12 protein-coding genes are annotated in these 13,057 nt (G+C 46.1%); 10 read left to right on the top strand and 2 right to left on the bottom strand.

Features of this window, described 5'->3' with window-relative positions; translation table 11 throughout:
• Positions 1-15 precede the first annotated feature (15 nt).
• The 4 genes from JI667_RS08780 (at position 16) to JI667_RS08765 (ending at position 6,265) form a co-directional block, all read left to right on the top strand.
• Positions 16-1,383 carry a GH1 family beta-glucosidase gene (locus tag JI667_RS08780; RefSeq protein ID WP_206852180.1) on the top strand — a complete coding sequence of 456 codons (1,368 nt, stop codon included), beginning with the start codon at positions 16-18 and terminating at the stop codon, positions 1,381-1,383.
• Positions 1,380-2,708, top strand: coding sequence for a glycoside hydrolase family 30 protein (locus JI667_RS08775; protein ID WP_206852177.1), 1,329 nt, complete (start codon positions 1,380-1,382; stop codon positions 2,706-2,708). Before JI667_RS08780 ends, JI667_RS08775 begins: the two co-directional genes overlap by 4 nt.
• A 206-nt stretch (positions 2,709-2,914) precedes the next feature.
• Entirely contained in the window at positions 2,915-4,231 is a 1,317-nt protein-coding gene (locus JI667_RS08770) for an oligosaccharide flippase family protein (protein ID WP_206852175.1), read from the top strand.
• A 141-nt stretch (positions 4,232-4,372) separates the two neighbouring features.
• Positions 4,373-6,265, top strand: a complete 1,893-nt coding sequence (locus JI667_RS08765) for a cation:proton antiporter (RefSeq protein ID WP_206852166.1) — start codon at positions 4,373-4,375, stop codon at positions 6,263-6,265.
• A gap of 14 nt (positions 6,266-6,279) precedes the next feature.
• Here JI667_RS08765 and JI667_RS22900 read toward each other — a convergent pair whose 3' ends face one another.
• Both JI667_RS22900 and JI667_RS08760 read right to left on the bottom strand, forming a co-directional pair.
• On the bottom strand, positions 6,280-6,414 hold the full coding sequence (locus tag JI667_RS22900; RefSeq protein WP_280515478.1) for a hypothetical protein: 135 nt from the start codon (positions 6,412-6,414) through the stop codon (positions 6,280-6,282).
• A gap of 92 nt (positions 6,415-6,506) precedes the next feature.
• The gene (locus tag JI667_RS08760; RefSeq protein ID WP_206852164.1) at positions 6,507-7,226 is read right to left on the bottom strand and encodes a TspO/MBR family protein; all 720 of its coding nucleotides are present in this window, start codon (positions 7,224-7,226) and stop codon (positions 6,507-6,509) included.
• Positions 7,227-7,415: 189 nt separating this feature from the next.
• On the opposite strand from JI667_RS08760, the gene JI667_RS08755 reads away from it, so the two are divergent.
• The 6 genes from JI667_RS08755 (at position 7,416) to JI667_RS08730 (ending at position 13,011) form a co-directional block, all read left to right on the top strand.
• A complete protein-coding gene (locus JI667_RS08755) occupies positions 7,416-9,203 on the top strand; it encodes a M3 family oligoendopeptidase (RefSeq protein WP_206852162.1) in 1,788 nt (595 codons plus the stop codon).
• Positions 9,204-9,448: 245 nt separating this feature from the next.
• Positions 9,449-9,793, top strand: a complete 345-nt coding sequence (locus tag JI667_RS08750; protein ID WP_206852160.1) for a flagellar basal body rod protein — start codon at positions 9,449-9,451, stop codon at positions 9,791-9,793.
• 15 nt (positions 9,794-9,808) lie between these two features.
• Positions 9,809-10,462, top strand: a complete 654-nt coding sequence (locus JI667_RS08745) for a PspA/IM30 family protein (RefSeq protein ID WP_206852158.1) — start codon at positions 9,809-9,811, stop codon at positions 10,460-10,462.
• Between the two features lie 146 nt (positions 10,463-10,608).
• Entirely contained in the window at positions 10,609-11,340 is a 732-nt protein-coding gene (gene liaF, locus JI667_RS08740) for a cell wall-active antibiotics response protein LiaF (RefSeq protein WP_206852156.1), read from the top strand.
• On the top strand, positions 11,337-12,386 hold the full coding sequence (locus JI667_RS08735; protein ID WP_206852153.1) for a sensor histidine kinase: 1,050 nt from the start codon (positions 11,337-11,339) through the stop codon (positions 12,384-12,386). Before liaF ends, JI667_RS08735 begins: the two co-directional genes overlap by 4 nt.
• The gene (locus tag JI667_RS08730; RefSeq protein WP_206852151.1) at positions 12,379-13,011 is read left to right on the top strand and encodes a response regulator; all 633 of its coding nucleotides are present in this window, start codon (positions 12,379-12,381) and stop codon (positions 13,009-13,011) included. Before JI667_RS08735 ends, JI667_RS08730 begins: the two co-directional genes overlap by 8 nt.
• Positions 13,012-13,057 lie beyond the last annotated feature (46 nt).

The following is a 13,057-nucleotide window of genomic DNA, read 5'->3' as shown; positions in this document are numbered from 1 at the left end:
AGGAGAGAATGACCTATGAAATTTGATCAAACATTTACCTTCGGAACCGCTACATCTTCCTATCAAATAGAGGGAGCACATAATGAAGGGGGTAGAACACCATCCATCTGGGATATGTTCTGTGACATCCCTGGGAAAGTCTACAAGCAGCATAATGGTGACGTTGCTTGTGATCACTACCACCGATTCGAAGAGGATATTCAGCATATCAAGCGTTTAGGGGTGGACACCTATCGATTCTCCATTGCCTGGCCGCGCATCTTTCCTGAGAAGGGTAAGTACAACCAGGAAGGGATGGACTTTTATAAAAAATTAGCGGCAAGACTCCAAGAAGAAGGAATCAAGCCTGCCGTAACGTTGTATCACTGGGATCTTCCAATGTGGGCCCACGAAGAAGGCGGATGGGTGAATCGTGAATCCGTGGAGTGGTTCCTTGATTACGCAAAGGCATGCTTCACTGAGCTTGATGCAGTCGTTGACTCATGGATTACGCATAATGAGCCATGGTGCGCAGGGTTCCTCGGGTATCATCAAGGAGTGCATGCTCCAGGTCATACCAATATGGATGAAGCAGTTAGAGCCGTTCACCATATGTTGTTGTCACATGGAAAAGCGGTTGAACTGCTGAAAAAGGAATTTAAATCCAAGACGGATATCGGCATTACGCTGAACCTGTCACCGGTTTATCCAAACACGGATTCAGTGAACGATGCCCTTGCTGCCAACAATGCGGACGGTTATTCGAATCGCTGGTTCCTGGATCCCGTCTTCAAAGGGGAATACCCGAAAGACATGATGAACTTGTTCTCGAAATATGTTCATACGTATGACTTCATTAAAGAAGGTGATATGGAACTGATTTCAACGGAATGTGATTTCTTCGGCATCAATTATTACAGTCGTGGAATTGTTGAGTTCAGTGCCGCCAATGACTTTATGCATAAGGGAGCTTACTCAGATTATGAGAAAACAGGCATGGGCTGGGACATCGCTCCAAATGAGTTCAAGGACCTCATCCGCCGTCTGAGACTGGAATATACAGATCTGCCAATCTACATCACAGAAAATGGTGCGGCATATGACGATGTGTTGGAAAATGGACGAGTACATGATCACGATCGGGTTAACTACTTGAATCTTCATCTTCAAGCAGTCTCGGATCTGAATGAAGAAGGTATGGATATACAAGGATACTATTTATGGTCCCTGATGGATAATTTTGAGTGGAGCTTCGGTTATGATAAGCGTTTCGGCATCCTTTATATCGATTTCGATACTCAGGAGCGGATCTGGAAAGACAGTGCTTTCCGCTACGCTGAGATCATCCGGGATCATAAAGACAAGCACGGGCTCACGTCCAATGCTGAGGAAATGGCCCAATGAATATGAAAGTGATTTTGACAGCCAAAGAAACGGGGGATCGGTTCTCTGAACAAGAGCCGGTTTCTTTTTCATCAGGTCGTGCTTCTACGCACATCAATCTTGATCCCACACAGAAATATCAGAGGATGTTAGGATTTGGCGGAGCATTCACTGAAGCGGCGGCTCACAGTCTGTCCCTCATCAGTCCTGAAAAACGGGAAGAAATCATTCACATGTATTTTGATCCGGAAGAAGGACTGGGGTATCGGTTTGGACGGACACATATCAATAGCTGTGATTTTTCATTAGAGAACTATACATATGTGGAGGATGGAGATGATTCGTTGGAAAGCTTCTCCATTGAACGTGAGAAGAAATTTGTGATTCCTCTTATCAAGGAAGCGATGGAAGTGGCCGGCCGGGAACTGTCCATCGTTGCTTCCCCGTGGAGTCCTCCATCATGGATGAAAACGAATGGTGAAATGAACAACGGTGGGAAACTATTACCGCAGTTTGAATCCGTCTGGGCAGATTATTACTCGAAATATATAGATGCTATGGAAGAAGAGGGGATCAGAATCTGGGGATTGACGATCCAGAATGAGCCGGAAGCGAAGCAGGTCTGGGATTCATGCCTGTATACGGGAGAAGAAGAACGGGACTTCATCAAACATCATCTAGGTCCGTCCCTCCATAAACATGGCCACGGGGATGTGAAGGTCATTATTTGGGATCATAATCGGGATGTGATTTATGAGCGTGCAAAGACAGTCCTATCTGATCCCGAAGCCGCGAAGTATGTTTGGGGGACAGGGGTGCACTGGTACGTTTCAGAGGAATTTGAAAATCTCTCTAAAGTACATCAGGAATTCCCCGATAAGCATTTGATTTTCACGGAAGGATGCATTGAAGGCGGGGTCAGACCCGGTTCCTGGGAGACAGGAGAACGGTATGGGCGAAACATCATGGGTGATTTGAACAATTACCTTGAAGCCTGGATCGATTGGAATATGGTGCTGAACGAAGAAGGTGGACCTAACCATGTGGGGAATTATTGTGATGCCCCGGTCATCGCTGATACTGTAAAGGACGATGTCCGCTACAACAGTTCGTATTACTATATCGGGCATTTCAGTAAATATATCAAAGCGGGAGCAAGTCGCATCGGATGTGAGGTTTCAGGTGAGCCGTTACTGACCACCGCCTTTGAAAATCCGGATGGGGAGATTGTAGTGGTTGTGATGAATGCGAGTGACCATGAGGAACGAATTTCGTTAGCGTGTGGTGACGGAAGTTTCAGCACGACCCTTCCATTGCATTCCATTGCAACTTTCATTATTCGGTAGTTGGAGAGCAGTCCTTGCGGGGGCTGCTTATTTTTTGTTTGAGTTGATTCATCTGCAGTTTGCCACAAGTTATCCGGACTAAAGTCCATGCTTTCAAATCATCCCTCTATAGCTCAGCCCGGCACCGGATCAAAGACACCCCATCACATATTCGCCGGACAACCATCATAGAATAGACCATCTAAAACAAAGGCAGGGTACAAAATATGAGTCTGTTTTTAAGGGGAACATTGGTGTTGGTGGTGACGGCTTTCCTGGGTGAATGTTTGGAATTTGTGATCAATATGATTTTGGCCCGGGAGCTTGGTGAATCCGGGCTTGGGACATACATGTCGATTCTCCCTACCGTGTTTCTGATTGTCATTTTATCCAGTATGGAGCTGCCAATCAGTCTTTCTAAGTTCTTTGCCGAGAGGGAGGAACAGTATCACCGGGGTATGCTCCATTATGCTTTCAGGTTTGCGGTCATCACGACGTGCATCCTGTTATTGATCATGGTATTGGTATACGCCTGGACTCCTTTATTTCAAGGGTATCATCCAGGGATACGCTGGCTCATTCTGATCGTGATCCCGATTGTGGCCTTCACATCCATCACGAGAGGATATTTCATGGGAATACAGCAGATGGGGAAGATCGCTGCAGCGAATTTCCTTCGTAAAGGCATCCAACTGTTTTTATTAGTGTCCATCTATCAATTTTTATCCTTTGGCATTGATACGTCCATCTTCATTGCGCTCGGAACATTGATTGCAAGTGAAGCGGTCGTATTTGTTTATTTAGTCCATGCTTACGTTCTTGAAATTAAGGGTAAAAGAAAGAACAGCCACTCCTCCTTATCAAGGGAGGAGATGAGAAATTCGGTGCTGTCTGTTTCTATTCCCACCACTGTCCTGCGCATCTTCCATGCCCTTACCCATGCCATTCAGCCATTTTTGATCAAATGGGCATTGGTTCTTTCGGGTCTCGGGGCAGCAGAAGCGAATGAACATTTCGGGATGCTTGCAGGTATTGCCCTTACCATCGGATTCTTTCCTTCGTTCATTGCCTTTTCGATGCTGATCGTCCTGATCCCGACCGTGTCGGAAAAAGTATCAACGAATGATTTTGAAGGAATCTTGATGCATCTTAAACAGGTGATGTGGATTACATTGGGTTACGGGGTGCCGGCTGTGTGTATTTACTATTCCTTCGGGGACTATATAACTGAAACATTTTTTCACTCGGTTTCTTCAGCATATTACTTGAAACTGCTCTGGCCGTACTTTCTATTCCATTTCCTTGTATTCCCTCTTCAGGCATTTTTAATTGGATTGGGACTTGTAAAGGATGCTCTTCTTCATACTATATGGTCGAGCATTTTCTCGTTTTCACTCATATATTTGCTGGGATCCCGTTTTGGAATGGAAGGAGTCATTCTCGGCATGAATGGAGGGGCCGTTCTGATCACCATGCTCCACTACGTCACCATCTGCCGAAGACTGGAAACGACTCTATGGTTAAAAACAGCCATAAAAATGTAAACTATACAAAACAAATGTGCTGACTCGAGGCATTTGTTTTGCATTATGAGGGACGGACCTTTTATCCTAATTGTAACCAAAAAACACGTACATACCATCTGCTGCTATAATGGCCGATTCAAACCCTCAAAGGAGAAAGCTATGATCGATTCTATTTTATTCAACATCATGTTAGTCGGAGTACTGGGAATTGCTTCTCAGTGGGTCGCCTGGAGATTCAGGCTTCCTGCCATCGTCATCATGTCGATTGTCGGACTGCTCGTAGGACCGATTTTCGGTCTGATCAATCCAAAGGACGATTTCGGGGAAGTATTTAAACCCATTATATCGATGGCAGTCGCCATCATCTTATTTGAAGGAAGCTTGAACCTGGATTTTCGTGAAGTGAGGGGACTGGGGAAACCTGTGTTCAGGATCGTCACAATCGGTGCCATGCTTGCATGGATCCTCGGTTCACTGGGGGCCCATTATGTGGCCGGGTTATCATGGGCCGTTGCCTTCGTAATCGGTGGGCTTTTCATCGTAACGGGTCCTACGGTCATCCTTCCCCTCTTAAGGCAGGCGAAGCTCAAGCCGAGGCCGGCGGCGATATTGAAATGGGAAGGAATCGTCGTCGATCCGTTCGGGGCACTTATCGCCGTATTTGCCTTTGAAATCATCAACTTTTTGATCAGTGACGATGTAACGGGGTTATCATTACTGTTATTCTTCGCCGCTTCCCTGTTTGCCGTCGTCTTTGGCTGGGCACTTGGGAAGTTCACAGGCTTTATCTTTGAAAATGGGCATGTTCCAGAGTTCCTGAAATCACCTGTTGTGTTTGCCCTGGTGCTGGCCTGTTTCACGATTTCAGATCACATCACCCATGAAACAGGACTTCTTGCCGTAACGGCCATGGGGATGACGCTGGCGAATATGCATATTTCGTCCATTGACGACATGCGTCACTTTAAAGAAAACATCTCGGTGCTGCTCATTTCCACTATATTTGTCATGCTGACAGCATCCTTAACCCTAGAAACCCTATTCCAGATCTTCAATTGGAACATCGTGGCATTCGTCCTCCTCATGCTCTTTATCGTACGACCGCTTTCCATCTGGCTGTCTACGATAGGGACGGACCTCTCCGTCAGGGAAAAAATCCTTGTCGGATGGATTGCACCGAGGGGGATCGTCGCCTTAACCGTTTCGGGTTATTTTGCCTCAGTACTATTGGACAAAGGCTTTGAAGATGCAAAAATCTTGACGTCCATCACCTTTGCCCTGGTGTTCTCTACAGTGTGCGCCCATGGCTTTTCGATTAAATGGCTGGCCAAGAAGCTGGATCTTGCCATCAGTGACCAGCCGGGTGTCGTCATTGTAGGGGGAAGTAAATTCAGTACAGAATTTGCCAAAACCCTTCAGGATATGAAGATTCCCGTCCTGATTACGGATTCATCCTGGCAACGCTTGTTTTCGGTCAGAAAAGCCGGGGTACCATTTTACAGGGGAGAGATCCTGTCAGAACAAACCGAGTATTATCTGGACATGACTCCATATGAGTACATGATTGCGGCAACGGAGCTTGATTCCTATAATGCCCTTGTATGTACGACATTCGTGCCTGAAATCGGCAGGAATAACCTGTTCCAGCTAAGCCTCAGAAGTAAGAATGATGATGACCTGGAGGACATGGTCCATACGATTGGAGGACGTATCCTCTTCCAAAATCATGTGACGTGGGAAGAGCTGAATAAACGTGTCGAACGAGGGGACGTCTTCAGGAAAACGAATATTACGGAGAAATATACTTTTGAAGAGTATCTGAAAGAACGGGATGACAATACCCTATTGTTATTTGCTCATAAACCAACTGGGAGAATCGAGTTCTTTACAGAAGGTTCTTCGCCGAAGATCGAGCAGGGAGATGTCATTGTCAGCCTGACCCAGCCATGTAAAGAGTTGAACAAGATCCAGGAAAAGCTGACCGTTCAGCGGGAAACGAAAGCAAAGGAAGACAAAAAGAAAGCAGATAAAGAGAAAGAAAGCGCCGATTGAGTCGGCGCTTTCTTTTACTTTTTCCCGGTATACTGCTCTCCAAGCATTTGCTTCACCTGATTGTACGTGAGGCCTGAATGGGCGTTCTGTCGTTTGACTTCATCAATATCCGTCCCTGTCTTCGTTACCTTTTTGTTCGGCTGATTCATGCTGACACCCCCTGTACTTAATGTCAGTCAGGGGAGGTCATTCTATGCAAGAATAAAGGTCCGTCCCTCGGTTTGAGGGACGGACCTTCGAATCATTTACGTGTTCGCTTGTATACAAGAGCAAAGATCAGGATGATGGCTGCAAGGGCATAGGCGGTATACGAATAAGTGGAGTGCTCTGCCATGTTCTTCACTCCGATTCCGATGAAGGCCCACACAAAGACCAATGGATAAAGAAGATCATGCTGCGTGATCCGGAACCAGAAGGCGAGTAAGGTAGCAGCGATCAATCCAAGATATGCCCACACGAGCTCAGGAATGCCAAATCCGTTCCAGCCGATATCCGTCAAATAATACGTGATGTTCACAATCGTCGCAATCGAAATCCAGCCAAGGTAAATGGAGAAGGGGGCTGAATCCAGGAGGGAGGGACCTGTGCTTCTGATCCTTTTATAAAGGGCGATCAGGGTGAGTAAGAGCCCGATCATGACAAAGACCGATAGTAGAAAGTAATTATAGTGCCACACAAGGATCCAAGCGGAGTTCAACAGACAGCTCAAGACGAATAATCCGCTTGTTTCCTGATAAAGTGGGAGATTTCGCCTGTCTTTAGGAAATTGCCTGATGATCCAGATTGCCAGGAGAAGATAAATCAGGCTCCAGATCGAGAAGACGTAGCCGGCGGGTGTGATCATGATATCGAGTCTGTTACTGATTTGTTCCGTTGATTGATTATTCAAAGGCAAGGTGACAGCAAGTGTATTCATCACGATCACCAGTGCGAAAGCTAAAATATTCAATAATAATTTCATCGTGTATCCCCCTTTTGAAAGTATGGATGTAGTGCTGTGCTATATACTATTCCACTTTTCCCCATTTAAAAACCAAATGAAGAGAGTTTAGGTAGAAGGAATCGTAAAAGATCATGGAGGATTTCAAGGATTTATCGAGAATTTAAAAGAGGATAGGGACAATGTACACAATTCATTTAGGGGGACAATATGGACCATACAACACATACATATTCAAACGTTTGGGATTTAGATGCTTTTTTCAAAGGCGGAAGTGATTCTCAGGAGTTCAGACAACATCTTGATACGTTAGAAAAGAAGAAAGAGGATTTCGCAGAAAACGCACTTGCTTTCCATCCGCCTCAATCGGAGAATGATGCTGAGCTCGTGTGGAATCTGATTGAAGAAGCGAAGGAAGTGATGATGTTTCTCCGTCAGGCCGGTGCTTTCGTCAGCTGTCTGGAAGCTCAGAACATGCATGACCGGAAGGCTGACTCCCTAAGAGGTGAGGTCACATCCTTGAGTGCCGACTTTTCTTCTACATTTACAAAGTTTCAGCAGCAGCTGTCCGATTGTCCGGAACAGATCTGGAACGATTTGCTTCAGCATGACCGGCTCAGTGAAATCGAGTTTGTTCTGAATGAGTGGAGACAAAAAGCGAAAGATAAGCTTACAAGCACGGAAGAATCGTTGATTCAAGCATTGGCGGTCGACGGCTACCATGGATGGGGCCAAATGTATGATACCATCGTCGGGGCGATGAATATCACTCATGACGGGAAGGATCTGTCGGTTGGGCAAGCCAATAACCTCCTTTCAAGTCCGGATCCAAAGACCCGCAAAGAGGTTTTTGATAAGTTGGAGGATGCATGGGAAGGGAATGAGGAACTTATTGCCCGTACTCTCAATCATCTTGGCGGATTCCGTTTGAATGTCTATAAAAAGCGGGGCTGGGACGAATTGATGAAGGAGCCCCTTGAGTACAACCGGATGAAACAGGAGACCCTCGATGCCATGTGGGGTGCCATTACAAAAAATAAAAAGCCTTTCGTACAGTATCTGGATCGCAAAGCGAAACTCCTCGGTAAAGAGAAGTTGGATTGGTATGACTTAGATGCGCCCGTGGCAGAGTCAACGAGCACCATGTCTTATGACGAAGGCGCGAAGTTCATCCTGAAGCAATTCTCCCGTTTTGGCAGTGAAATGGCTGAATTTGCGAAGGGAGCATTTGAGGATCAGTGGATTGAAGCGGAAGATCGTGCCGGAAAACGGCCAGGCGGTTTCTGTACATCGTTTCCATTAAGTGATCAATCCAGGATATTTATGACCTATTCAGGGTCGATGTCGAATGTATCGACACTCGCTCACGAGTTGGGACACGCATTCCATTCGTATGCGTTAAAGCCGATGCATACATTGAATCGTAATTACGCCATGAACGTGGCAGAAACCGCATCTACTTTTGCAGAAATGATCGTGGCAGATGCGGCCGTGAAGGAAGCCGAAAACAAGGAAGAGAAGATTGCCCTCGTCGAGGATAAACTTCAGAGAAGCGTCGCATTCTTCATGAACATCCACGCGCGTTTCTTATTCGAGACCCGTTTCTATGAAGCGCGAAAAAAAGGGATCGTTTCCGTGGAAACACTGAACGAGCTGATGGTGGAAGCTCAGAAGGAAGCGTTCGCCGATTCCCTTGGAGAGGTTCACCCCCGATTCTGGGCATCGAAGCTCCATTTTTATATTACGGGAGTGCCGTTCTATAACTTCCCGTACACGTTCGGCTACCTGTTCTCACTGAGCATCTACGCCAAGGCACTGGAATCGGGCGAGGGGTATGAAGAGAAATATATGGCATTGCTGCGGGATACCGCCGTCATGAACGTAGAAGAGCTCGCCATGAAGCACTTGGGAGAAGACATCACCAAAGAAGCCTTCTGGGAAAAAGGCATCAACCTTTGCAAGGCAGACGTAGAAGAATTCCTTGAATTGACAAACTAAATAAGAAATAGATTGAGGTCCGTCCCTGGATTTGAGGGACGGACCTTTGTCTTGATTGGAGTTACCGACCGCTCTTCAAAGTGAGACAAAACGCGGCAACCTCACCATTGCCTTCATCCTGGTATACTTCCGGTCCTACCATTCCTAAGCCTCAAGTCTGATATGAAAATAAAGCTCCGGCTCGTTATGGAGAATCCGGAAAATAGGTAGGATAGAGACATGAAGAAGAAAGGAGGCAACAACAAATGAAGAAATTCGGTTTGCTTTTAGCTGGAGGGATTGCGGCGATTGTGCTGCTTGCCAATTTAGGACCGATTGTGGGGCTCGCGATCTCGTTAGTGATCATGTACTACAGCTTTAAAGGATTTATTCAAACAGACTCGACAGGGAAAAAGATCCTTTGGGCCCTGATTGGTCTTGCCGCATTCAGTGCAACGGTGTCAAACTTCCCGGCCATTATCGGGTTAGCTGCTCTGTACGTACTGTATGTGATTTATAAAAATTGGAAAAAAGAAGATGTCATCTTAGAAGAAAAATCACCTGACCCTTTCACGAACTTCGAAAGAGAATGGTCACAATTAAAAAACTAAAGGAGAGAACATACAATGGCAAACTTATTTCACCGATTGAAAAATACCGTCATGTCCGACCTTCACGAAGCAATCGATAAAAAGGAGAAGAAAAATCCCATAGCCGTCCTGAACCATTATTTAAGACAATGTGAACAGGAAGTGGAAAAAGTAAGAAAGCTTGTAGAAAGACAGCATCTACTAAAAGAAGAGTTCCAAAAAGAGTATCAGCAGGCTTCGGTTCTGGCTGACAAACGAAAGTATCAGGCAGAGGTAGCATCCAAAGCGAATGAAGAAGGCTTGTATGAATTTGCCCTGCAGGAACAAAAATACTATGAAGAGCGTGCGGTCCGTATTCAGGAATCCAAGCTGCAAGCGACTAAAGAGCTTGAAGAGCTTGAACGGAAATACGGAGAGATGAAACACAAGCTGAAAGATATGTACATCAAGCGCATGGAGCTGATGGGCAGGGAAAATATCGCACGTGCCCATAATAAAATGAATTCTGTCCTGGAATCATCTTCAGGGTATAACAATCAGGCATTTTCTAAGTTTGATGAAATTGAGACATACTTAGATCAACTGGAGCATGGCGTGAATTCTTCGTATTACCGAAACACGATCGATGCGAAAATCGCCAAGTTAGAAAAAGATATGAAATATGAGGAAACGGAAGCCATTCCTTCCTGAAACATGGTATTCTAGGTTAGTAAATACTTGATAACGTAAAAACAGGGGGAACTCATAATGGGTTCACCCCGTTTTAACCTCAGATCCCAACACACATTCAACTATATGAGCAAAGAATCTACATAATCAGGAAGGAGGAACCCCTCGTGTTCAATCGTCTACGCTCCGACGGAATCAGCTGGATCATTTTAATCGGTACACTTTTGATACTGCTGGAAGTCTCTTTTTATGATGGGGGGGTTCTCGTCTTTCTATCCATAGCCGCCTTCTGTATTTATATCGGACGCAAAAAGCTGCCCAGAACGTCGGGGAAAATTCTGTTGTGGTTTGGAATCATCAGTCTCGCCATCAATATCTTCAATACGGTGGCTTTTAAATTTTTATTATTCGGGATTCTTCTTTTTATTATCCTGAGGTTTGCCGATTCCAAGAAACATCCTAAGTACATTTCACCCACCATTAAAGAAACCTTTACCCAAACACATGAGCCACTGATGATGAAGAAGTCCGCCCTTCAAAATGAATGGTTCGGTCCAAAGAGGACGCCGGATAACGTATATGAATGGAACGATATCAACATCCAGGGCGTGATCGGCGATTCAGTCATCGATGTCGGGAATACGGTGCTGCCGAAAGGGACTTCAGTGGTCTCGATCCGAAATATACTCGGGAATATCGAGATACTCATCCCGTATGATGTAGAAGTGAGTATACATCACTCCGTCCTTGCAGGGTCCATCGAGATATTTGATGAAGTGGAACCGAAAGCAATCAATCAGTCTCTTTATTATCAGACACCGGGTTACGATGAGGCCGTTCAGCGGGTGAAGATCATCACCTCCATGTGGATCGGGGATTTAGAGGTGAAGAGAATATGAGTACGGTCAGTAAGCAGGTTGTTGCAGGCATTCTCTTTTCCCTTGTCATGGTGCTGTTTTTATCTTCCTCCTATCTTTATTTATATCCGTTACAGGATTGGTCCCTCTTATGGGAAGTAGAGATTATGGATATCCCGGGGGCGGGATTCATACTGGTCGTCAGCCTTCTGATCGGGATCGTCTTTGGGATCAGAACGGGTTTAAAGGATAAGCGCCAGCTTAGAGAAATGGAAGATGCCCTCCATCAGGTGGAGCAGGGACGGGCGATTTCGATCCCGGAAACGGCGACTTCAGAGGTGCAGCAGGTGTGGAAAAAAGTAGACGCATTAGGGAAGCACCTTACCGATCAAGCCCGCTACTCACAAAAGCTCGCCAATGAAAAAGCCGAGGAACAGGAAAAAAGGATCCAGGAAATCGTTTCACAGGAGCGGAACCGGTTGGCAAGGGAGCTGCACGACTCGGTCAGCCAGCAGCTGTTCGCCGCCTCGATGCTCATGTCAGCGATCACAGAGACGCCATCCCCTCACAGAACCCCACATGAAGAAAAGCAGCTAAGTATGGTCGAGCAGATGATTCACCAGTCACAGCTCGAAATGAGGGCGCTGCTCCTCCACCTTCGCCCTGTGGCGTTAAAAGGCAAGAATCTGCAAGAAGGAATGAAGGAGTTATTGGTCGAATTAGCTCAGAAGGTCCCCCTCGAAATCGAATGGAAGATTGAAGACATGACATTGGATAAAGGCATTGAAGATCATCTGTTCCGGATCTTGCAGGAATCTGTATCCAATACGCTTCGGCATGCCAAGGCGACTTCCCTGGACATCCGTCTCATTAAGAGGGAATCCATCATCATATTGAGGGTGGTGGACGATGGCAAAGGGTTTGACGTGAATGAATCAAAGGTGACAAGCTCCTATGGGCTTCAAAATATGAGGGAACGGGCCATTGAAATCGGTGGAACGTTTAAAATCATCAGTGTACCGAATAAGGGGACCCGCTTGGAAGTGAAGGTTCCCGTTGTGGAGAATGAAGGTGATAAGAATGATTAAAGTAGTATTTGTCGATGATCACGAGATGGTGCGGATCGGGGTGTCGTCTTATCTGTCGGCCCAGGCGGATATCGATGTAGTAGGTGAAGCATCCGACGGTAAGGAAGGCGTCCAGCTGGCCCTTGAACTTCGTCCGGATATTATCCTGATGGACCTTGTGATGAAAGAAATGGATGGCATCCAGGCGACGAAGGAAATCATCCAGGAATGGCCGGACGCGAAGATCATCATCGTCACAAGCTTCCTTGATGATGATAAGGTGTATCCTGCCCTTGAAGCGGGGGCCGTCAGTTATATGCTGAAAACCTCGAAAGCAAGTGAAATCGCTGAAGCGGTTCGCAAAACCCATAAAGGACAGTCGATCCTTGAGCCCGAAGTGACGGGAAAGATGATGACCCGCATGAGACAGAAGACCGTTTCCCACCCACATGAGGAACTGACGAACAGGGAACTCGAAATCCTTCTTCTCATGACCCAGGGCAAAACCAATCAGGAAATCGCTGATGAGCTGTTCATCGCCTTGAAAACAGTGAAGACCCACGTGAGCAATATTCTCTCAAAGCTTGACGTACAGGACCGTACTCAGGCTGTCATCTACGCTTTTAAACATGATCTAGCTGAATAATCAAAGAAAGTGACCCAAAACGAAAACTTTTGGGTCACTTTTTCGT

The organism is Bacillus sp. NTK074B (assembly GCF_017303375.1).
Classification (GTDB): Bacteria; Bacillota; Bacilli; order Bacillales; family Bacillaceae_B; genus Rossellomorea.
The sequence above is the reverse complement of the archived record's forward strand: the minus strand, read 5'-3'. Positions and strand labels throughout refer to the sequence as shown.